The following is a 22,363-nucleotide window of genomic DNA, read 5'->3' on the forward strand; positions in this document are numbered from 1 at the left end:
TTTTACTTTTGCACGCTCAAAAAACACAAAATTTAAATCATAACTAAAAAAGCAAATCTAAATGCGTAATAATTTTAATCCCTGGCATCAGGTTACTCCTCATACTGATGCAAATGATGTTGTAAAAGGTATTATTGAAATTCCCAAAGGTAACCGGGCTAAATACGAACTCGATAAAGAAAGTGGTCTTCTTCGTTTAGACAGAGTATTGTTTTCATCCATGTATTATCCTCATAATTACGGATTTATACCACAAAGTTATTGCGATGACCATGACCCGCTGGATATCCTTATTCTTTCACAAATAGAAGTGGTGCCTTTATGTATAGTCGAAGCCAAAGTGATTGGTGTAATGAGAATGTTGGATAACGGCGAAGCTGATGATAAAATTATTGCTGTAGCAGCCGGCGACCCAAGTGTCACTCACTACAATGACATATCCGAGCTCCCACCTCACATGACAACTGAAATAATGAGCTTTTTTGAAGACTATACTAAGTTGGAAAACAAAACTGTTGTAGTTGAAAAATTCTTTGATAAAGAGACGGCAATGGAAATTTTAAATAATAGTTATAAAATGTACCAACAACATTACGGAGAATTACATAAGTGGTTCTTTGGAAAATAACTATCAGAAAGAAATTCAAACAAATCCCCTTAAATTGATCAATCAACTTAAGGGGATTGTGGTTTTAATCAGGAACACTACATTTTTTCAATTATGTTCAAGGCTTCCCCACAATTTTTACAATGCATTAATTGATCGCGCCATTGAGCGGCTCCATCGAAACCATTGAGATAAATTTTGAAGAAACGCTTCAGCACATTGAAATTCCCTTTCTCTTTCCATGTTGTATCATAAAGCTGTATGTGCTTTACAACTAAATCAATACGCATTTGTCTGCTTATTTCTTTGTCAACAGCATTGAACATCCATGGATTTTTAAAAACACCTCTACCCACCATCACTCCATCCACTCCAAAGTCTCGAACCTTGGCTAAAGCGGTAGCATGACTATCTACATCGCCATTCCCCAGTATCAGAGTAGAACTTTTTGACTGATTTCGAAGCTGAACGGCTTTGCCAATCTCGTCCCACAACGCTAAACCGTTTGACATCATAGATCGCGTTCGGCCATGAATAGTAATGGCTGCCGGATGCACTTCGAGCAACTGCCCTATCCATTCTTCGGTAACTATAGAACTAAATCCAATACGGGTTTTTACACTCACAGGCAAGTTAGTCCCTTCGCGAGTAGCTACGACGATTTGTTTTGCCATTTCGGGATGATTAATCAAATCGGAACAGCTATGGTTTTTCACAACCTTTTTCACCGGGCAGCCCATGTTTATATCAATGCCATCAAACAGTCCCATAGCGGAAATCAACTTTGCACTTTCGTGAAATTTCACCGGATCGGATCCCCAAATCTGAGCAACGAGTTTAGTGTTTGTAGCTTTGAGCAACTCACGTTCTGTTTCGCTCACATGCAGTCTGGTAGCTACAAACTCCCGTCCTTTCTCATTGCAAAGCCCATCGGCGGAAGTAAACTCCGTAAACATCACATGCAACGCATCCGATTCAGAGACCGAACGGATCACCTCTCTGAAAACGGTATCAGTCACATCCTCCATAGGTGCCAGCGCAATGATGGGTTTTTGGAGAGATTGCCAGAAATTCAACATATTTACAATTCTATTTATTATTTTCGAAGCAAATATCGCGAACGAAGTGAGTAAATATCAGCTACAGGCTAAATATCTGCCTTTAATTTGGGGCGCAATCTGCTTTTAAAAATCTTGCTATCAGCGTATTTTTGATGATGCTGAACGCGCAATTTCTTACGGTCTTCGAGTGGAAGTTGAATAACCGTTTTGCAATCGTCGCAACAGCAACCTTCATATTTCGTTTTGCAGTCATCGCACTGGATAAAAAGCAAATGACAATCATCATTGGCACAATTGGTATGTGTATCAGCAGGTTTTCCGCATTGGTGACAATGAGAAATCACTTGACCATCTACAGATTCCCCCAATCTTTGATCGAAAACAAAATTCTTTCCATAAAATTTCGATTCAATGCCGAGCTTTTTTATTTGCTGTGCATATTCGATAATGCCTCCATAGAGTTGCGACACATTTTCAAAACCGTTGTTAATCAGGAATGAACTTGCCTTTTCGCAACGGATACCCCCAGTGCAATACAATAAAAAAGGCTTGTCTTTCTCATCCTTATATTTTTCCAGCACCATCAGAATTTCTTCGCGAAAAGTATCTGCATCAGGGCAAAAAGCATTTTTAAAATGCCCGATTTCACTTTCGTAATGGTTACGCATATCTACAACAATCGCTTCCGGCTCTTCGATGGCTTCGTGAAACTCAAGTGCAGTTAGGTGTTTGCCCACTTTTGATAAATCGTAAGTGTTGTCAGGCAACCCGTCTGCTACAATTTTCGGACGCACTTTGATGGTTAGTTTGTAGAATGACTTTCCATCATCTTCAATCGCCTGTTTAATTGGCACATTGGTAAGTTGTGGAATGGCGTACAGTTGCTTTAAAAACTCTGCCATATTATCTTCGGGTACACTCATTTGAGCATTAATGCCTTCGTGCGCTACATAAATCCGCCCGAAGCAATTCAGTGCAAACCATTGCTCATAAACCTGGTTACGAAATTCAGTAGGATTGTTTATCTCAAAATACTTGTAAAATGAAATTGTTTGTCGTTTAAATGACTCGTTATGAAGGTTTTCTTTTAAAATTCGTCTGTCAATTCTATTCTCTAACATTTGCCCGTTCTACTTTTTATTAATTCAATTTGAGTAGAACATAACAACCGATTCTTGTTATTTGTTTTATTCTGCCTAAAAAAGTGTGAGCGTAAAACTTAGCTGAATAAATTTTTATAGTTGACAATGCGGTGTTCTTTGATAGTCATTTCGTCACTACCGGCATAAACCAAATTCGATTTGCCTACCCGATCGGGTACAATCTTTTTTAAATAATCCAACCCTTTTAGAAAATGAGGTGTAAACGTTTCAGCTGATTTTATTTCAAATAAATTCAATTGATAACCGGCTTCCTGCATAATATCAACTTCATTACCGTGATTATCGCGATAGAAATATAGATTGTTATCTAATCCTGAATTATACCGCTTTTTAAGTAATTCGAGCGTTACCATATTTTCAAACAGCGAACCTCGCAACGGATGCGTCTCAACATGCGAGGTGTTTTCAATTCCCAACAGATAAGCCGCCAACCCCACGTCGTAGAAATAAAGCTTAGGAGTCTTAACCAACCGTTTACTGATATTAGCCGACCAGGGTTGCACTAAAAAAACAATATAAGTTGCCTGCAAAGCCGAAAGCCACGCTTGAATAGTCATAGATGAAACACCAACTTCTGTCGCTAAATTATTTGCATTAAAAAGTTGCCCCACACGACCGGCGCACAATTTCATAAATTTTTGAAATAGTGAAACATCCTTTACCTGCAAAATTTGACGAATGTCTCTTTCAACGTAGGTTTCATAATAATTCCGATAAGCTTTCGTAGGATTCAGATTATCTGCATACACCCGTGGATAAAAGCCATTCAATAGATAATCATTAACCGAATAATTTTTCCCAAAAGCATCAAGTTCAGCTATAGAGAATGGAAGCAACTTCAACAATGCCACTCTACCCGCCAAACTTTGAGTCACTTTACTCAACATGGAAACATTATTACTTCCCGTTAAAATAAATTGACCATTTTGCTTCTTTTCGTCTACAATTCCTTGTATATACGAGAGTATTTCGGGATAACGCTGAAATTCATCTATAATGGCTCCATCAGGATTGGCTGTAAAAAAAGCACGAGGATCGGATAAAATTTGTTGACGCACGTCAGGATTTTCGAAAGAATAATAAGGCTTATCCGGAAAAACCTGACGAGCCAATGAAGTTTTACCAGCCTGACGAGGTCCGGTTATCATTACCACCGGATAGTGCAAAGCCAAATCAACTAATTCTGTTTTTATTTCTCTGTCTACCCACATTCTGTACAATTTTAAAATACAACTTTAATATTGTACAAATGTAGTATATATTTTTGATATACAAGATATTTACTTATAAAAAAATGCAATATTTCAAAGAATTACTTCTATTTTTAGAGCTACAGACTCAAAAAAACTACATTTACCCATCATTTGAATCAAACAAAAAGCTCCATTTTTACACTAAAATCAAACGATAAGATTCATAATTTCAACGGTTGTTATTTTCCATTACCAACTACTTTTTAGTCAATAATGTATTTCAGAAACCGCATAAAAAGACTATCTTTGCGTTCGAATTGGAGAAAGATTCAAACGCATCACAAGCACTTATGAATCTGTCATTTAAAGTCAACAAGAAACTTCTATAACTTCAAAATAAAACAATGATTCAATTTTTCCGAACTCCCGCCCAACATCTTTACGCAGTACAATCCAGTCATCCTATAGCGGCTGACGATGTACGAAAGTTAGAATGGCTTTTTGGTGAAGCTAAGTTGCTCGAAACCGAAACTGTCGAAGGAAATTACGTCGGTCCGCGCCGCGAAATGATTACCCCATGGAGTACGAATGCCGTTGAAATCACCCAAAATATGGGAATTTCCGGCATTATTCGTATAGAAGAGTATAGTCTGGTTCCAAGTACCCCATCTGCTAAAGGAGGTCTTGAATATGATCCTATGCTTCAGCGGATATACACAGGTCTGGACCAAGAAATTTTTACTGTAAATAAGCAGCCTGATGCTATTATTTACATCGATGATATTGCTGCTTATAATGCGCAAGAAGGATTGGCATTAAGTCCGGATGAAATTGAATATCTAAACGGAATTGCCGAAAAAATTGGAAGAAAACTGACTGACAGTGAGGTTTTCGGATTTTCGCAGGTAAACTCGGAACACTGCCGTCATAAAATCTTCAACGGACAGTTTGTTATCGATGGCGAAGAAAAAGAACTGAGCCTGTTCAAAATGATTCGCAAAACATCAGAAGAAAATCCAAATAAACTGGTTTCGGCCTACAAAGACAACGTGGCTTTCAACGCCGGTCCTAAAATTGAGCAATTTGCTCCGGCAAGCGGTGACAAACCAGATTATTTCCAAATCAAAGAAATTGAATCGGTTATTTCATTGAAAGCCGAAACACATAACTTCCCTACGACCGTTGAACCTTTCAACGGTGCAGCTACCGGAGCCGGTGGTGAAATTCGCGACCGCCTCGGTGGTGGAAAAGCCAGTTTGCCAATTGCCGGAACAGCGGTTTACATGACTTCATACGCTCGCAACGACAATTCGCGCAGCTGGGAAAATGCTATCAATCCACGCAAATGGTTGTACCAAACACCTGAACAAATTCTTATCAAGGCTTCGAACGGAGCTTCGGATTTCGGAAATAAATTTGGTCAACCGCTTATTTGTGGTTCGTTGCTGACTTTTGAGCACGAAGAAAACAACAAGAAATTCGGTTACGACAAAGTAATTATGTTGGCCGGTGGTGTTGGTTTCGGGACCATGCGCGATGCTTTGAAAGGCGAAGTAGAAGCTGGCGAAAAAGTGGTGGTAATGGGTGGTGACAACTACCGCATTGGTATGGGAGGTGCTGCTGTATCGTCTGTTCAGACAGGCGAATACGACAACGCCATTGAGTTAAATGCCGTACAACGTGCCAACCCGGAAATGCAGAAACGCGTTTCGAACGTAATTCGTACATTGGCTGAAGCCGACACAAACCCTATCGTTTCTATCCACGACCACGGTGCAGGCGGACACCTGAACTGTTTATCAGAATTGGTAGAATCGACCGGAGGTAAAATTGATTTATCTGCACTTCCTGTCGGTGACCCAACCTTGAGTGCCAAAGAAATTGTGGGTAATGAAAGTCAGGAGCGTATGGGATTTGTACTTCCTGAATCGGCTATCGAATCGGTGAAGCGAATTGCCGAACGCGAACGTGCTCCGATGTATGTAGTGGGTGAAACTACCGGCGATATGAAATTTGTATTCGAACAAGCCGATGGCGAAAAACCTATCGACCTGCGTCTGGATTATATGATTGGTAAACCGCCACGTACGATTATGACCGACAGCACCATTGAAGAAAAATTTGCTCCGGTTGAAATCAGCGAAGAAAAATTACAGGAATATATTCAAAACGTATTGCAGGTAGAATCGGTAGCTTGTAAAGACTGGTTGACAAATAAAGTAGACCGCTCTATTACAGGTAAAATTGCCCGCCAACAAACTGCAGGCGAAATTCAATTGCCATTGAGTGACCTTGGAGTTGTAGCACTTGATTATCGTGGTAATGCAGGTATAGCTACTTCTATCGGCCATGCACCGCTGGCAGCTATGGTAGATCCTGAAGCAGGTTCGTTACTGGCTGTAGCTGAAGCATTGACCAATATCGTTTGGGCACCATTGACCGACGGACTGGACAGCGTATCGTTGAGTGCCAACTGGATGTGGCCTTGTAACAATCCCGGCGAGGATGCCCGTCTTTACAAAGCCGTTGAAGCTTGTAGCGATTTCTGCTGCTCATTGGGCATCAATATCCCTACCGGAAAAGACTCACTTTCGATGACTCAAAAATATGGCGACGACAAAGTATTCTCACCCGGAACGGTGATTATCTCGGCCGGCGCTGAAGTATCGGACGTAAAGAAAACTGTAAGTCAGGTAGTGGTAAACGACCCTAAATCGGCAATTTATTACGTTGACTTCTCTTTTGACAACCATAAACTTGGTGGTTCGGTATTGGGACAAACACTTAACAAGTTAGGCGACGAAGTACCCACTGTGCAAGATGCGGAATACTTCAAGGCAGCTTTTGACAGCATTCAGGAATTAATCAACAAAGGTTTGATTCTGGCAGGACACGATATTTCGGAAGGTGGTATGATTACCGCATTGCTCGAAATGTGTTTTGCTAATGCAAATGGTGGTTTAAGTGTAAACCTCGAAGGAATCGCCGAAACATCGTTGGTAAACATTTTGTTTGCTGAAAATCCGGGTGTATTGATTCAGGTAAAAGATCGCAAAGTAGTAGAGAAAGTGCTTGAAGAAAATGGAGTTGGTTATGCCCGTATAGCTACTCCTATTGCCGAACGTCGTTTGGAAATCAAGAAGAAATCAGCTTCCTATTCATTCTCCATCAACGAACTGCGCGATATCTGGTTCCGCTCGTCTTACTTGCTTGATCGCAAACAAAGTGGCGAAATCTGCGCTTCGGCTCGTTTCAACAACTACAAAAATCAACCGTTGGAATTTGCATTTACCGATAGTTTCAAAGGCAAATTCTCGCAATTCAACATATCACAAGATCGCAAACCTAGTGGCGTGAAAGCAGCCATTATCCGCGAAAAAGGAACAAACGGTGACCGCGAAATGGCTTATGCACTTTACCTTGCAGGTTTCGACGTAAAAGACGTTCACATGACCGACCTTGCAACAGGTCGTGAAACGCTGGAAGACGTAAATATGATTGTGTTCTGTGGTGGATTCTCTAACTCCGACGTTCTTGGTTCAGCCAAAGGTTGGGCAGGTGGTTTCCTTTTCAACGAAAAAGCAAAATCAGCATTGGATAAATTCTACAGCCGACAAGACACCCTGAGTTTGGGTATTTGTAACGGTTGTCAGTTGATGATAGAACTTGGATTGGTAAATCAGGAACACGATGTGAAACCACGCATGTTGCACAATGATTCTCATAAATTTGAATCTGCATTCGTGGGCTTAACTATTCCAGAAAACAATTCGGTAATGCTGGGTTCATTATCCAACAGCAAACTCGGTGTTTGGGTGGCTCACGGTGAAGGAAAATTCTACCTTCCAAAACCGGAAAGCGAATACAACATCATTGCTAAATACTCGTATGCAAGCTATCCAGCTAACCCGAATGGTTCTGACTACGGTGTAGCCGGTATTTGTTCTGCAGATGGTCGTCACCTGGCTATGATGCCACACCCTGAACGTGCCGTGTTCCCTTGGCAATGGGCTCATTACCCTGCCGACCGCAAAAACAACGACCAGATCACTCCATGGGTGGAAGCGTTTGTAAATGCCCGGAAATGGGTAGAAAAGACGATTGCTAGTAAGTAGTAGGTAGTCCTTAATTATAGAATCACGGCTTCACATAAGTGAGGCCGTGACTTTTTTTATACAAACTCAAATCAGCTTGCCAAAACATTTTCCAATCCCCATTTTTCCAATTCATTAATTACCGGCGAAAGGCTTCTGCCCATATCGGTAAGTGAATATTCTACACGTGGAGGTATTTCCTTGAATTGCTCCCTTAGAATAAGTCCATCTTCTTCCAATTCTTTAAGCTGTTCGGTGAGAACCTTGCGGGATATATCGGGAATACGAACGGCTATTTCACCAAACCGTTTTGTGCCGTTGGAAAGTGAGTACAATATGATGGTTTTCCACCTTCCACCTATCAGTTGAAGTGTTGCAGTTACCGGACAGAGAGTCTTTTCTTTTAATCTTGCCATATTAGTTACTTGTAGGTTACTACTATTTTATTGGTTACAAGAAAGTAACCTGTTTCTTATATAAACTATTATTAGTTACTTTGCGTAACAAAAGTAAGAATAATATCAATAGCGTGTTTCGATAAATTAAATATCATTCAATATTTAATCATTTCAAATCAATCAAAATACGCTATATTTTGTTTTATACTTTGAGTTTGGAAATTAATATACAAATCGGTTATAATAAAGAAAGGAAACAAAAAAAATGAAAATTGGAGTAACAGGTGCGACAGGTCAATTAGGTCGCTTAGTGATTGAAGGTTTGAAACAAAAAGTAGCTGCCGAAACAATAGTAGCTTTAGTTCGGAACCCGGCAAAAGCCGCTGATTTAGGGGTGGAAACACGTGCATTTGACTATTCACAAGCAGAAACCTTGGCAGCTTCGTTGCAAGGAGTTGATAAATTGTTACTGATTTCGGGTAACGAAATCGGACAACGTTTACCGCAACACAAAGCTGTGATTGCCGCTGCCAAACAAGCGGGCGTGAAACAAATTGTGTATACAAGCCTTTTACATGCCGACAGCTCGCCGCTTTCGTTGACAGTAGAGCATTTAGGAACCGAAGTTGCCCTAAAAGAATCAGGACTAACTTACACCATTCTTCGTAATGGCTGGTACACCGAAAACTATACCGGCTCAGCCAAAGGTGCCATTAGTGCCGGAGCATTCATTGGAAATGCCGGTGATGGTAAAATTGCTTCTGCAGCACGTGCAGACTATGCCGAAGCGGCAGTTGTGGTATTGGCGGGTGAAGGTCACGAAAACAAAACCTACGAACTGGCCGGTGACGAAGCCTATACGCTCACAGAACTGGCAGCAGAAATATCGAAGCAAACCGGAAAAACCGTTCCTTACAACAATCTGACCGAAGCGCAATATACAGATATTCTGAAAAGCTTTGGTTTGCCCGAAGGCTTAGCCAAAATGTTGGCCGATTCGGACACAGGCGCATCGAAAGGTGGATTGTTTGACGATTCGCATGTACTTTCAAAACTTATTGGTCGCCCTACAACACCGTTGGCAGAAGTTGTTGCTAAAGCAATAGCTTAATACAGCTATTTTCTTGAGGCTACAGGTAAAAATATTTTAAGGTTCATCCTTAAGCATATAAATTATCCGAAAAAAATATATCGGTGCGCTGCACCTCAGGATTCAATAATCATTACGTTTCTACAAATAGTTCGGGACTCTGTCCCTTTGAATGCTCCGAAATGTAAGGTGCAGAGCACCAAACTCTTTGTAGAATATTGTTGAAAAGAAATAAAATAGGTGCAGCTCACCGACATATATTCGTCTTAAATCATGAATAGACAGCAAAAAACATGTAATCACGACTCAGCTTAAGCAGGGTCGTGATTTTTTTATCCTTTCAGATTCTTCAATAACATTTGTGAGAACTCGGTAACTGCTTTTTTCTGATAATTATCCTTGAGCCACATAAGAGCAGCCCGCATATTCAAACCCTTTTCGGCTATAGGTACAGCTTTCAATTCTTTTTCATTGATAATCGTCGACTTTGGTAAAATAGTAACCCAATGCTTGGTTTTGACGAGCTGAAACATGATATTGATATCGTTCAACTCCAACTGTGGTTCCACCTTCTGTTTGTTCGCCAGCAAGAAATTATCGAAAATAGCCCGGGCATGCATCTCTTTGATGGTAAGTGCCAATGGATAATCGTTCAATTTCACCAAGGGTATTTCTTTCAAAGCAGCCAACGGATGATACTGATGCATAATTACACACATGGGGGAATCAAACAAATACTCGCTTTCAACCGATTCAAACGGCAGTGGTGATTCAAAACAAAGTGCCAAATCCAGTTTATGATCTTTCAGGTGCTCCAATAGTTTGTTGGCCGTCTGACATTCTACCGAAACTTTTATGTTGGGATATTTCTGGGAGAATTTCAACAACGTATCCGTCAGTAATGAGCAGAGACTGAACGTACCGCCAATACGCAACGTTCCGGTATGCAGGTTCTGCAAATCTTTCATCCGTTGTATCGCATCCTCCGACCCCGCCACTGTTCTTCGGGCATACGGCAGCAACATTTCACCGGCCTCGGTCAGTTCAATGCGCTTTTTTATCCTCTTAAACAACAATATATCCAGCTCTATCTCCAATTGTTTAATTTGCTGTGAAAGTGTGCTTTCTGCAATATTAGAAGCCTTTGCTGCTTCCGTAAAATTCAACAATTCTGCCGATTTTATAAAATATTTCAATTGTCTTATTTCCATATACAGGGATTTATTTCACAAAGATACGGCATTCATCTTGAGGCTGAAAACACAATCGAAACTTTTTAGTTAGCACATATTACAATCGATAGGTAATACCGATTAATTCATAGATTTTATCCCTAATAAAAATAAGAATCGGTTGAAATGAACACACTAACTTTGCACCCGAAACAAGAAACAATAGGAAACCATCAAGAGTCAAAGTATAACAACGATACTAAAACTATGAGAAGTTTGCCTGCAACTAAAAAACATTTATTTACACATGCAACTGATAAGATTTATCAAGAACTGGACGCTTCCGCTATCCATGATCACCGGTGCGCTTGCCTACTTCATTTTTGTGAACATTCCGATGTTGGCACCCGTTAAACCATTTGCCAACGAATTTATCAACCTCGCGCAACCTACGTTGATTTTTCTGATGCTTTTCGTCACCTTTTGTAAGGTCAATCCGCGTGATTTGCATCCCACCCGCATGCATTTGTGGATGTTGCTTATTCAGGTAGGTGCCTTTTGTCTATTGGGCTTACCGCTCGTTTTCTTTCCCGACACCGAATATCGTGTTGTACTCGAAGGAGCCATGATTTGTATGATTACTCCCACCGCCACTGCCGCAGCCGTCATTACAGGCAAACTGGGCGGAAATACGCAATCGCTGGTAAGTTACACCATCATTATCAACATGGTTTCTGCCATTGTCATACCGTTGGCATTACCCATGGTGCATCCCAATCCATCATTGAGTTTTTTTCCATCGTTCCTGCTTATCCTGCGCAGAGTGTTTCCATTGCTTATGCTTCCGTTCGTAGCTGCTTGGGGAGTTCGTGTATATTTACCTAAACTACACGCGAAACTGCTTACTTTCAAAGATCTGGCATTCTACTTATGGGCTGTAGCTTTGGCCATAGCTGTAGGAGTTACTGTACGAAGCATTGTTCACACTGATGTAGCTATTACTTTACTCGTTGGTATTGCCGTGGCTTCACTTATCACTTGTATAGTTCAGTTTGCCCTTGGACAAAAAATCGGATTACAATACGATGACCGAATTGGAGGTGGACAAAGTCTTGGACAGAAAAGCACCGTTTTCTCCATTTGGTTAGGTGCCACTTTTATGAGTCCGGTGACTTCTATGGCCGGTGGTTTTTATAGTATCTGGCACAATGTGTACAACTCGTATCAGCTCTACCAAAACCGTAAAGAGACTGAAACTGATTGCGAACAAATCAAAAAAGACGCATCACCTGCTTGTGCAGCTCTGTAGCCTGCACTTATAAGATGAATTCGAAATAAGCAATAAATTAAACTTACGACACAAAACATGCAATCACGACTCTGCTTATGCAGGGTCGTGTTTTTTTATTATTCAGCGATTGAATTAAAATGTCCTTTTTTTACACGCTTCAAACGAAACAATATCTTTATTTTTGCATAACTAAAGATGGATAAGTTTCAAATCATACAACCTTCCGCGTTGCTTGCACCTTATGTTAAGCAATATTGGTTTTTATGGGTGGATAGCGTTGCGAACGGATCGCAACGTGCTATTCCATGCGGAAGCATGGGACTTGTTTTTAATCGTGGAGACAAAATATACTCATCATTCGAAAAAGGTTTTCAGCCCAGATCACATCTCTTTGGACAATCAACAACTTATGCTGATATGTATTTTGAAAAGCTTGATCTGATTATAGTTGTATTTCAACCTATTGGAGCTAAAGTATTTTTTAGCATGCCAATGGACGAATTGAGAGGACAGAATGTAGAGATTGATGCTTTGAGCGACTCTCAAATTATGGAATTGGAAGATCGCTTAATGGCTATTGCAGACAATCAAACTTGCGTCCATCAGATTGAACGGTTCTTGTTGAATCGTCTTTATCGGTTTGAAGCTTACAACTATAAACGACTTACATCGGCTATCGGAACTATCAATTATAGCGGAAATAATGTTTCCACACTGGCACATGAGGCTTGCTTGAGCCAAAAACAATTCAAACGCATTTTTACAGACTATGTCGGCTTAAACCCGAAGGAGTTCTTACAAATCGCCCGTTTTTCAAAAACCACTCACACACTTCAAACCCAACCGCTAATTAGTTTAGATGACTTAGCTTACAAACAGGGGTATTATGATCGGTCTCATTTAATCAAAGATTTCAAAACATTCTCAGGATATAAACCAACAGAGTTTATCGCCAATTGCGATCCTTACTCCGACTACATGTCGTTATTTCAAACATTTTTCATCGATACAAAGTATCAATTAAAGTAGATTTAGTATGAAGATAAAGCTAGTTTTAAAAGGGCTTCGCCCCTAAACCCCACTTCATTTTTTGGCTTGAACCAAAAAACGAAGCAAAAAAGTTCAAGACTGCGCCCAGTTCACTCGAAAAACGGACGTTCGATGGCTAAAATCTTCCAAACTCACTCCTTCGTCGCTCAAGCAAGGAAGATTTTCAACGCCATCTTCACTTGTTTTTCGGCTCACTGGACGAGGTCGGTCATTAGCAATCTTAGCTATATCAATTAGATATTACGAAGGATAATCATTAAATTTATTCAGTATGAAGATTTTAATTTACGGTGCAGGAATAGTTGGTTGTACCTACGGTTGGCAGCTATCCGAAGCCGGTCATGATGTAACTGTTTTAGTGCGGAAAGAAAAGAAAGAGCAAGCAGATAAAGATGGGATTGCTATACATTGTGCCGATTTCAGAGGGGGTCAGAAACAGATAAAACAAATCATTTTCCGCCCCAATGTGATTGAGGAACTATCCTCGCAAAATGATTTTGAATACATTATCGTATCGACCAATAACCTTTGTTTAAGGGAAATATTACCAGTATTAAGTCAATCGGCAGGGAAAGCACATATTCTATTCTTCCAAAATATGTGGAACGATTTTGACGAAATAGCCAACTATCTTTCTCCAGAACAATACTTCTTTGGTTTTCCTTTTATGGTCGGAGGAGGTCGGGATAGCAAAAGTATTTGCAGCGCAATTTCCGGTTTAAAATACTCTCACACTCCACTCGGAGAATTGAACGGAAAAACGACAGCTCGTGTACATAAAATGGCGAAAGCATTGGAAGAAGCAAATCTTAAGCCTGTAATTTCAACTCAAATCAAGGTTTGGCTTATTACTCATTATGCCATTGCAGCAGGTCTGTCGGCCGGAATAATAAAAGCAGGAGGTAGTAAAGCTTTTGCCGGTAATTCAAAAATTATCAGAGAAACAATAAAATCTATCCGCGAAGGACTTGAGGTTTGTTTAAAAAGAGGAATTAACCCTAAAACAGAAAAAGCGAACAAACTATATTATTTGCCCCTGTTTATTAGTGTGTCTATTGCTAAAAAGATTTACGCTAATGAAGCATTGTCCATTATGTTTGATGGACATACCAAGCATTCTCCCACTGAAATGAAAAAAATGCTTGAAGACATAATTGAGTGTGGAGAAAAACTGCATGTTGATATGCCTTTTTTGAAGGAGTTTAATGAAAGTACAATTGAATAGATAGCATACTCAGATCGTTCGATTATGAAAGCCTCGTTTCAGACACACCGAAAGCCTCGGTATTGACAGGCTGAAAACCTAAGCCCCGATACACAGTGCACAAAACAACCACAAACATCAGCAAATCAGAGTCATAAGTCTATTCCATAAAAAGAAACACCTCTGCCGGTTTAGGGCAAAGGTGTTTTCGTTTAATTAAGGTTTGGTAAAAACTAAATACTACTAAGTACAAACATAAACAAAAGAGGAAATAACAATCCGGAAATGGCTAATAACCAGATTTTCTTTTTCACGGCAGGCGACGGCGATTTCATCATCAAACCCGTGACTGCTATAATTATAAGCGACAGACCAAAAATATCAGAGTAATAAATCCACCATTGGGAGATATTTTTGTGCAAATCCATGATGTGCCCAATAACGGGCGTTTTTATGAATTCGGTAATCTCGCCTTTGCCTGTTTTAAGGTCTATATCAATATCACAGTTTGTGCAGGATATTCTCAACTCGCCTTTGCGAACATTGTGTCTTTTTACCTTGTCGTCTATGCCTTGTTTCTTGACCAATTCCGCCACAAAGTCTTCATTGATGGCCGATTCTTCGATAGGCTGAGCAAGCATAATTTCCTTTTTAGCAGTGGTGTATTTGTCGGGATGCCACGACTGCCGGTGGTTCATAAATATACCCGACAGGGCAAAAGAAATGATTAGCCCGACATAAAAGTAGCCCAGATTGGCATGGAGATTTCTGATTTTCTTTCTGTTGATCATTAGTTGAAATTGTATTGAGCATTAATACTAAAGTTGAACGGAGCAATCGGATTCAGACTATTGTCATCGTGCACGTTATAACTGAGCGTATTGGTTATATTGCTGAACTTGGCTTTGAAGTTCCATCTATTTACATCGTAGCCCAGGGTAATATCGTGTGTGAAATAAGCCGAAAGCGGAATAAGCTTATAAGCATCGTTCTGAACGGTTACCCGGGTAGATCGTCCGGCAAAGCGCTCGCCCACATAAGAAGAAATAAACCCTAACTGCAGATTTTTTAATGCGCCTTTATCAAATGTGTAAGTTGCACTCAGGTTGGCTGTGTTTTTAGGATTGTATTTCAACTCACTACCCACTACGTAGGTATTACTTTTTGTGTAAGTGGTCTTTGTAAAGCTGTATCCTCCCATTATTCTCAGATTATTAAACGGCAGATATTCCATGTCCAGTTCCGCACCCTGTGTTTTGGTAGCTCCGGCCAGCTCCTTTACGTTGCTGTTGGTATTACCGTTTTCGAGCGAAGTCTGTGCCAGATTACTGTTGTTTATTTGATAAACAGTAGCATTGACCGAAAGTTTACTGTTCAACAGTTTATTTTTAATTCCAATTTCATATTGGTCTATAATTGAAGGATCCAGCGCATTACCGTTGATGTCTACTCCGGTGTTCAAAGCAAAAGAGTTTGAGTAAGAAGCAAACAATGATTGTTGTCTGGTGGGTTGCAGCGTTAAACCTATTTTAGGCGAAAATACGTTATCGTTGGATTTTGTTTCCGTTGTTTTTTGAGTAGAATAGGTATAAACATTGCTTGTCGATTTGATATTTGAGTACCTACCACCCAACAATAATTTGACATATTTCTGCAAACTAATCAAATCCTGTGCATAAATTCCATAGCGGTCGAGAGGATTCTTAGTCAGCGTATTTTCAGTAAGTGTAGGAATGGTGGGCTCCAACGAAGGATTGTATTCATTGAAGATATTAATCTGATCGTAGTTTGTAAACGGATTATAAGCGGTGGTGCGTGTTTCAGACGATTCAATATCAAATCCTACCAACGCCTGATGTCTTACAGCTCCTGTTTTGAAATTGGCATTCAGGTCTATTTGTTCAATAAAATAATTGTCGTCCACCGCACTACGCTGAATATTTCTTTTCCAGTCACCGTTTTGAGCTATCGTACTTCCGCTGGTGTTCGGACGGGCATTGCTAAACAGGTCGGTATTATAATATCTCAATCCGGTCAGCGACGAGAGGCTTAATTTATCGTTGAACTCATGGGTAATTTTTGCAGACATAAACGATTGCTCGGCCTTATATTTCCCCCACGACACGCCTGTAAACCTGTCTCTGGGTATATCTACCAGTTGGTAATTGACAATGCCTGTTCCAAAGTCGGGAGTAGTTTTGTTATTGGTATAATCGCCTTCAAGCAAAATGGTTGTTTTAGGAGTTAGTTGAAAAATCAACGACGGATTTATGTAATACGTTTTCGATTCTACGAATTTCCTGAAACTGTTGGCTTGTTCGTACGAACCATCCAATCTGAATGCTATCGTCTTTTGCTTGTTCAACGAACCATAAATGTCGAACTGAGGTTTGAAACGATCGAAGCTTCCGTAAGTCATTGCAACATTGCCGCCAAAGTCGAATTTTGGTTTTTTAGTAACCAGATTCAGAACACCGCCTGCAGCTACATTACCAAACAGCAAAGCAGAATTTCCTTTCAGAATTTCGGCTTTCTCAACACCACTCATTTCAGTTTTCATACCTCCGTAATAGCGAATTCCGTTTTTAAAGGTGTTGCTGGTGGTCAGGTTTGTTCCGCGCGAAGCTATTTCTTCCTGATATCCTCCGGTAGTACCCATTATGTACATACCGTTTACGTTTTTCAGCAAATCAGTTATATTGTTTATTTGTTGAACCTTCAGGGCATTTTCGTCTATCACTGTCAGAGCCTGTGGTAAATCCATCTCGTTGACATTCATTTTACCTACCGCAAGATTCTTTTTACTTTTCGCAATAACGGCAACCTCGTTCAGCTCGTAGGAACTGAGAGAATCACCCATCGAAAATTTACGCTCACCAATAGCCGGAGTATTGTTTTCGGCGTGTAGAGTAAAAGCATTCAGCGTGGATAGAAATAATCCACTTATCAAAACAACTGTTTGTATCTTTTTCATTTTGTAGAGTTATTATAAATTTGTGCTGCAAAGGTAGGTGTGCAAAAAAGTGACTACAACCGCAGAAAGTAGGTAAAATTTAGGGCTGGACTCATTACAAATGGGGATAAAATATAGCAAACCCATTCCAGACTCAATATTGCAGGAAGTTACTTTCAGCAATATACTACAGTGCCGAAGACAGAATAAAAAACTTTATATCAACAAATTACATATTGAGAAATGAACGTTGACGCTGGTATTAGCACTTTAATTAATGATAAGCTACGATAACAGTCAAAAACATTTAAACACAAGTTTTTGTTATCATTACAATTTTAGGAAAAATCAAAACTACTATTGTATGAGAAAATCACAACTGATTATTGCAGCACTAATCGCAACCGGTCTTTCTATTTCTGCTCAGGAAATAAAGCTATCGCTGAGCAAAGGTATAATTACTCCAGTAAGCCAATCGGCCGACTCACTCAGTTTCAAACCACAGAATATACTTAAGGCTTCTGTATTCTTTCCACTGGCTACTAAAGAATGGGGTACACGCATTGCTGGTCGGAATATGAACATGGTTTTAGGAGTGAACATCAGTGGAGGCCTCATTTCGGAGCAAAAAGCAACTTCCAGCGATTTCACCGCCTTCAATATTGCCGAGAGTCCATCTTCCAAACTATTTGTAAGGCATGACGACACCAGCAAAAAAACAGGCTATAACCTGGAAATTGCGCCTCAACTTAGTTTTCTGTTGGGTGACTTCGAGTTTGCACCCATTGTAGGATTGGGTTATCTGAAAACAGTTCAGAAAGCGTATACCGTGGAGCAAAGCATACCTAACGGCACCTATCCTACCTACATTAGAATACTGAACCGACCCGAAACAACCAACAGTGGATTTATGCTTAGTCCGAAGTTTAGAGTAAGTTATACGCCCGGCATCATAGGGCTATGGGTAGAAGGCGACTACATAGCTGGACCCGGGATGGTGAGCCGTACACTTCAGCTGATCCCTGCGGGAAGAGCCGGTGCAGATGGAATTTACAAGTCGGAACAATTGCTTACCGGCACGGTCAAAGAAACTATCCGAAAAAACAATTATGGAGCTTTTGGAGTATATGCAGGTGTATCCGTATCTTTAAACAAAAAGAAAAAAGGAAAACCCTATATGGGTCAGGACGATGACTGCGATGGTTTGGCCTTGAATAATCAAAACAACGGAAACAGCCAGACTCCATCACAAAGATCAGGTAATAACCCGTTATACAACGGACAATCTCAAAGTGGACAGAATCCAATATACAATGGACTTAACGCAAATAATCCATCGTGCGGACCGGTTACACAAAAAACTATCAGGCCTGAAGGCACTGTAGACGAAATTACCTTCGCCTGCCCGGATGATGCCGTTTATTTCAACAAGCAACAAGAAGCTTCCAATGCAGAAAAGAAACAAACGCAAGGAGCTACTTTTGGCGAAAAAGTAAATCAGGGACTTCATGCTGCCGGAAGTGCATTGGGTCAGGGTGCATCACTGGTTGGTGGAGCGCTTCCCGGAGGAGCTGTTATCAGTGCCAAACTGAATACAACTAACGGTAGCATGCCAAATCGCATTTCGATGAATGTAACCGTAGCCAAACAAACTCAGGGTGCAACTTTTGGAGAGCGGGTACCGGTATCAGGTTCTATACACATCAGTCTGACTGATGAAGGCTGTGTGGTATTCATGCCTGATAATTCAACTATACTAGTAAATACCCGAAAACAAACATTAACCGAGCTGAATGAAAACGAAGCTACCGCGCTTAAAGATAAACTAAAAGCCAGACAAACGCTTATTGAAAGTAACCCCAGTGCTTTATTGGGAGCAAATATACCCGGAGGGTCAATAGTTTCAGCAGCCGTATCGTCAGTCTCAACCCTTGCCGGTTCGGGCGGTGGAGCTGCTTCAGCATCCTATGCCGCCACAGGCAGAGCAGCCGCTCCTACGAACACAAAAACTGTAGCCGAACTGCCGGACAATGACTGCGACGGATTGGTTCAACTACCGGATGGCGATTATGAAATAAGCTTCAAAGTGGTGGAAAAAGCTACATCCGGATTAAAAGACACGCTGAAAACTCAAGTCAGAATCGGATTCAACCTGAAAGGTAATGTACTGAAAACTAAACACGATACTGCTAAAAACTCTATAAGCAATATCCGGTAGGTAAAGATGACGGGACTACCTGAGTGTTCCGCCCACATTCTAAGACAAGAGAAATGAATAAACAATCGTTTCTCTTGTCTTCATATTTTTGGGGGATTTACTTTCTGTCAAAGAATAATGGTTATTATTTGACCTATTTATCAACATAATTTTCAAATAAGCTAAATAAGTGGTAATTTTGCAGTGTTTTGTCAAAAGAGAGGTAGAAACAGGCAAAAGCAAATTGATATTTAGCATAGTTTATGCTCGCAAATGAAAAAAACTTGTAGCTACATAATTCTGATTTTACTGTTTATAACGCCGGTTTATGCTTACTCTGCCGATTCGATGGTAACAGTGTATAAAGATGGGGAGTTTGTGTCGCGCTACCAGCTATTAATCAGAACCACATCCGACATAGCGGCATCTGTGGTCAATGATCTGGTCAATGAGTTTCATAATTCTCCTGAAAATCTTTCCAAATGGGCTTTAAAGGATTTAGGATTGCAGGAAAAAACTGATAATGAACTTATTTTTGTTATAAAGCCTTCTGTCTTTGATAAAAAAACGGGGATAACGCATGGGAATTTCGATATTATCGTTCCGCATATCAAAACTTTTAAAGACGTAAAAGTTGATGCAATTGTTTCAAAAAGGCAACTGAGAAACGGCGAGACTAAAGCTACTGCTGAAATTATCTATTCGAGCTTGCTACTGAAACATGCGCAGGGAAGCGCAACAATCATCCCGCAGAAAAATAACGAACAGCTTCTTATCGCCGATGTGAGCATTAAGTTCGGGTGGTTTTTCAATATTTTCATCACTAAAAAACGTTACAAAAGTATTGTTGAGTGGCGAATAAAGAAATTCAGCGAGAATCTGAAAGCGGAATGCGAGAAAAGACAAAAATCAATGAATGCAGCCTCCGGCAAGAATAACTAATGAAATAATAACTTAAACATGCTGAGTTACTTCCAGAGAAAACGCAATGTTTTTCTTTTGTTCTTACTTTCATTATTTACGCCTGCAAAGGCTTCGCCGAATGATTCCATCTCGACAGTATACAAGGATGGAGTGTTTATTACGTACAGTCAGATTCGGGTTTATGCTTCGGACAGCATTTCCAATGTGGTGATTAATAAGTTTGTCAATCAAATGTGCTACGACCTGGATGAGCTGTATAAATGGGGCTTAAAAGGAATGCACTTGGACAACGAAAAGGACGAACTGCTGGTATTCGATTTCAAAACAACGGTTTTTAATCCGAAAACAAATATACTGAAAGGCGGAGGCGATGTAAAGGTGACGGGCATAACCAAGATTCCGAATATCTTTGTATACACCAAACTCAGTGAAAGAACGCATTCCAACGGACGAAAGGATGTACATCTGGATTTAGCTTCGCCCAATGCTTTGCTGAAAAACCTGAATGGTATTTTTTCATACGTTCCGTATAAGAATAAATCGGGCTATTACACATTGGAAACTCATGTTAAGTTTGGTTGGTTTTTCAATATATTTATAACCCAAAACCGCTACAAGAAAATAATGGAGTGGCGCATAAAACAGTTGATAAAGAACCTGAAAGAAGAGTCTGAGAAAAGAGAAAAAGCATTGAGACAGTGAACAGTGAGCAGTTATCAGTTATTAGTGACATTTTAAACAATTACACAGTAATAAAAAATATACGATTGAACATACAATATGGCCGAAAAGACATTATTAGAGAAATTAGAAGGATTACAACACAAGTTCGAAGAGATTTCGACCTTAATCACCGACCCGTCAGTAATAACCGATCAAAAGCGCTTTGTAAAACTGAACAAAGAATATCACGATCTTGAAATGATTCTTAATGCCAAGAATGAATACGAAATGGCATTGGCTCATTTAGCCGAAGCAAAGGAATTGCTCGACACCGAATCTGACCCTGAAATGCGCGAAATGGCCAAAGCAGAAGTTGATAGTATAGAGCCTATAATTCCTGAAATGGAGGAAAACATAAAACTGCTATTGATTCCTGCCGATCCGGAGGATAACAAGAATGCAATTGTCGAAATCAGAGGGGGAACCGGTGGTGATGAAGCGGCTATCTTTGCCGGAGACTTATTTAAAATGTACACCAAATACTGCGAAACAAAAGGCTGGCGATTGGAAATAACCAACATCAGCGAAGGTACAGCAGGTGGATACAAGGAAATTATCTTTACCGTTACGGGCGAAAACGTGTATGGCACATTGAAATACGAATCGGGTGTGCACCGCGTACAACGCGTACCACAAACCGAAACGCAGGGACGTGTTCACACATCGGCAGCTACTGTGGCTGTTCTACCCGAAATGGAAGAATTTGATTATGAACTGAAGGAGTCGGATGTTCGTGTGGATACATTCTGTTCGTCGGGTGCAGGAGGACAATCGGTAAACACCACCTACTCGGCTATCCGATTGGTACACATCCCTACAGGAACCACTGTACAATGTCAGGACGAAAAATCGCAACATAAGAATAAAGCAAAAGCTATGAATGAGTTACGTTCTCGTTTATATGCCATCGAACATCAAAAGTACCTTGACGAGATTGGATCAAAGCGCAAAACCATGGTTTCGACAGGCGACCGTTCTGCTAAAATTCGTACGTATAACTATCCGCAAGGGCGTATCACCGATCACCGTATCAATTTCACCATATACAACCTTTCGGCCTTTATGGGTGGGGATATACAAGGAGTTATCGATCAGCTAATCGTAGCAGAAAACGCGGAACGATTGAAAGAAAGCGAATTATAAACGATATTTGCTCCCTGCGGTCGCGTTATTAGACTTCGGCGTTATTAATTGATATTAGCTCCCTGCGGTCGCGATATTATTTGAACAAAAACATAAATCA

General features: G+C 40.3%; 17 protein-coding genes. 10 read left to right on the forward strand and 7 right to left on the reverse strand.

What is annotated here, in order from left to right; genetic code table 11:
- The first annotated feature begins 61 nt into the window (after window positions 1-61).
- Entirely contained in the window at window positions 62-628 is a 567-nt protein-coding gene (locus tag PALPR_RS03745) for an inorganic diphosphatase (protein WP_013444283.1), read from the forward strand.
- 77 nt (window positions 629-705) lie between these two features.
- Here the strand turns inward: PALPR_RS03745 and PALPR_RS03750 are convergent, their stop codons facing one another.
- From PALPR_RS03750 to PALPR_RS03760, 3 genes are all read right to left on the reverse strand, one after another.
- Window positions 706-1,686, reverse strand: coding sequence for a tRNA dihydrouridine synthase (locus PALPR_RS03750; protein ID WP_013444284.1), 981 nt, complete (start codon window positions 1,684-1,686; stop codon window positions 706-708).
- A 68-nt stretch (window positions 1,687-1,754) separates the two neighbouring features.
- Window positions 1,755-2,789, reverse strand: a complete 1,035-nt coding sequence (trhO, locus tag PALPR_RS03755; RefSeq protein WP_013444285.1) for an oxygen-dependent tRNA uridine(34) hydroxylase TrhO — start codon at window positions 2,787-2,789, stop codon at window positions 1,755-1,757.
- A gap of 98 nt (window positions 2,790-2,887) precedes the next feature.
- A complete protein-coding gene (locus PALPR_RS03760) occupies window positions 2,888-4,042 on the reverse strand; it encodes an ATP-binding protein (RefSeq protein ID WP_013444286.1) in 1,155 nt (384 codons plus the stop codon).
- A gap of 386 nt (window positions 4,043-4,428) precedes the next feature.
- Here PALPR_RS03760 and purL point away from each other — a divergent pair, with 386 nt between their 5' ends.
- A complete protein-coding gene (purL, locus tag PALPR_RS03765) occupies window positions 4,429-8,139 on the forward strand; it encodes a phosphoribosylformylglycinamidine synthase (protein WP_013444287.1) in 3,711 nt (1,236 codons plus the stop codon).
- A gap of 71 nt (window positions 8,140-8,210) precedes the next feature.
- Here purL and PALPR_RS03770 read toward each other — a convergent pair whose 3' ends face one another.
- Window positions 8,211-8,534 carry a winged helix-turn-helix transcriptional regulator gene (locus PALPR_RS03770; RefSeq protein WP_013444288.1) on the reverse strand — a complete coding sequence of 108 codons (324 nt, stop codon included), beginning with the start codon at window positions 8,532-8,534 and terminating at the stop codon, window positions 8,211-8,213.
- A gap of 247 nt (window positions 8,535-8,781) precedes the next feature.
- On the opposite strand from PALPR_RS03770, the gene PALPR_RS03775 reads away from it, so the two are divergent.
- Window positions 8,782-9,627, forward strand: a complete 846-nt coding sequence (locus PALPR_RS03775) for an SDR family oxidoreductase (RefSeq protein WP_013444289.1) — start codon at window positions 8,782-8,784, stop codon at window positions 9,625-9,627.
- 311 nt (window positions 9,628-9,938) lie between these two features.
- Here the strand turns inward: PALPR_RS03775 and PALPR_RS03780 are convergent, their stop codons facing one another.
- On the reverse strand, window positions 9,939-10,817 hold the full coding sequence (locus PALPR_RS03780) for a LysR family transcriptional regulator (protein WP_013444290.1): 879 nt from the start codon (window positions 10,815-10,817) through the stop codon (window positions 9,939-9,941).
- Window positions 10,818-11,085: 268 nt separating this feature from the next.
- On the opposite strand from PALPR_RS03780, the gene PALPR_RS03785 reads away from it, so the two are divergent.
- From PALPR_RS03785 to PALPR_RS03795, 3 genes are all read left to right on the forward strand, one after another.
- Window positions 11,086-12,087 carry a bile acid:sodium symporter family protein gene (locus tag PALPR_RS03785; protein WP_013444291.1) on the forward strand — a complete coding sequence of 334 codons (1,002 nt, stop codon included), beginning with the start codon at window positions 11,086-11,088 and terminating at the stop codon, window positions 12,085-12,087.
- Window positions 12,088-12,264: 177 nt separating this feature from the next.
- Window positions 12,265-13,098 carry a helix-turn-helix domain-containing protein gene (locus PALPR_RS03790; RefSeq protein WP_013444292.1) on the forward strand — a complete coding sequence of 278 codons (834 nt, stop codon included), beginning with the start codon at window positions 12,265-12,267 and terminating at the stop codon, window positions 13,096-13,098.
- A 292-nt stretch (window positions 13,099-13,390) separates the two neighbouring features.
- Window positions 13,391-14,344: a ketopantoate reductase family protein gene (locus PALPR_RS03795; protein ID WP_013444293.1), complete on the forward strand. Its 954-nt coding sequence runs from the start codon at window positions 13,391-13,393 to the stop codon at window positions 14,342-14,344.
- Window positions 14,345-14,556: 212 nt separating this feature from the next.
- Here PALPR_RS03795 and PALPR_RS03800 read toward each other — a convergent pair whose 3' ends face one another.
- Together PALPR_RS03800 and PALPR_RS03805 are read right to left on the reverse strand one after the other, a co-directional pair.
- A complete protein-coding gene (locus PALPR_RS03800) occupies window positions 14,557-15,114 on the reverse strand; it encodes a PepSY-associated TM helix domain-containing protein (RefSeq protein WP_013444294.1) in 558 nt (185 codons plus the stop codon).
- Complete coding sequence (locus PALPR_RS03805) at window positions 15,114-17,297, reverse strand: TonB-dependent siderophore receptor (RefSeq protein WP_013444295.1); 2,184 nt, start codon at window positions 17,295-17,297, stop codon at window positions 15,114-15,116. Before PALPR_RS03805 ends, PALPR_RS03800 begins: the two co-directional genes overlap by 1 nt.
- A 343-nt stretch (window positions 17,298-17,640) precedes the next feature.
- On the opposite strand from PALPR_RS03805, the gene PALPR_RS03810 reads away from it, so the two are divergent.
- The 4 genes from PALPR_RS03810 (at window position 17,641) to prfA (ending at window position 22,263) form a co-directional block, all read left to right on the forward strand.
- A complete protein-coding gene (locus tag PALPR_RS03810) occupies window positions 17,641-19,494 on the forward strand; it encodes a hypothetical protein (RefSeq protein WP_013444296.1) in 1,854 nt (617 codons plus the stop codon).
- Between the two features lie 252 nt (window positions 19,495-19,746).
- Window positions 19,747-20,415: a hypothetical protein gene (locus PALPR_RS03815; RefSeq protein WP_013444297.1), complete on the forward strand. Its 669-nt coding sequence runs from the start codon at window positions 19,747-19,749 to the stop codon at window positions 20,413-20,415.
- A gap of 18 nt (window positions 20,416-20,433) precedes the next feature.
- Window positions 20,434-21,099 carry a hypothetical protein gene (locus tag PALPR_RS03820; protein ID WP_013444298.1) on the forward strand — a complete coding sequence of 222 codons (666 nt, stop codon included), beginning with the start codon at window positions 20,434-20,436 and terminating at the stop codon, window positions 21,097-21,099.
- A gap of 78 nt (window positions 21,100-21,177) precedes the next feature.
- A complete protein-coding gene (prfA, locus tag PALPR_RS03825; protein ID WP_013444299.1) occupies window positions 21,178-22,263 on the forward strand; it encodes a peptide chain release factor 1 in 1,086 nt (361 codons plus the stop codon).
- Window positions 22,264-22,363: the final 100 nt, after the last annotated feature.

Origin of the sequence: Paludibacter propionicigenes WB4, assembly GCF_000183135.1 — a bacterium.
In the GTDB taxonomy this organism is placed as follows: Bacteria; Bacteroidota; Bacteroidia; order Bacteroidales; family Paludibacteraceae; genus Paludibacter; species Paludibacter propionicigenes.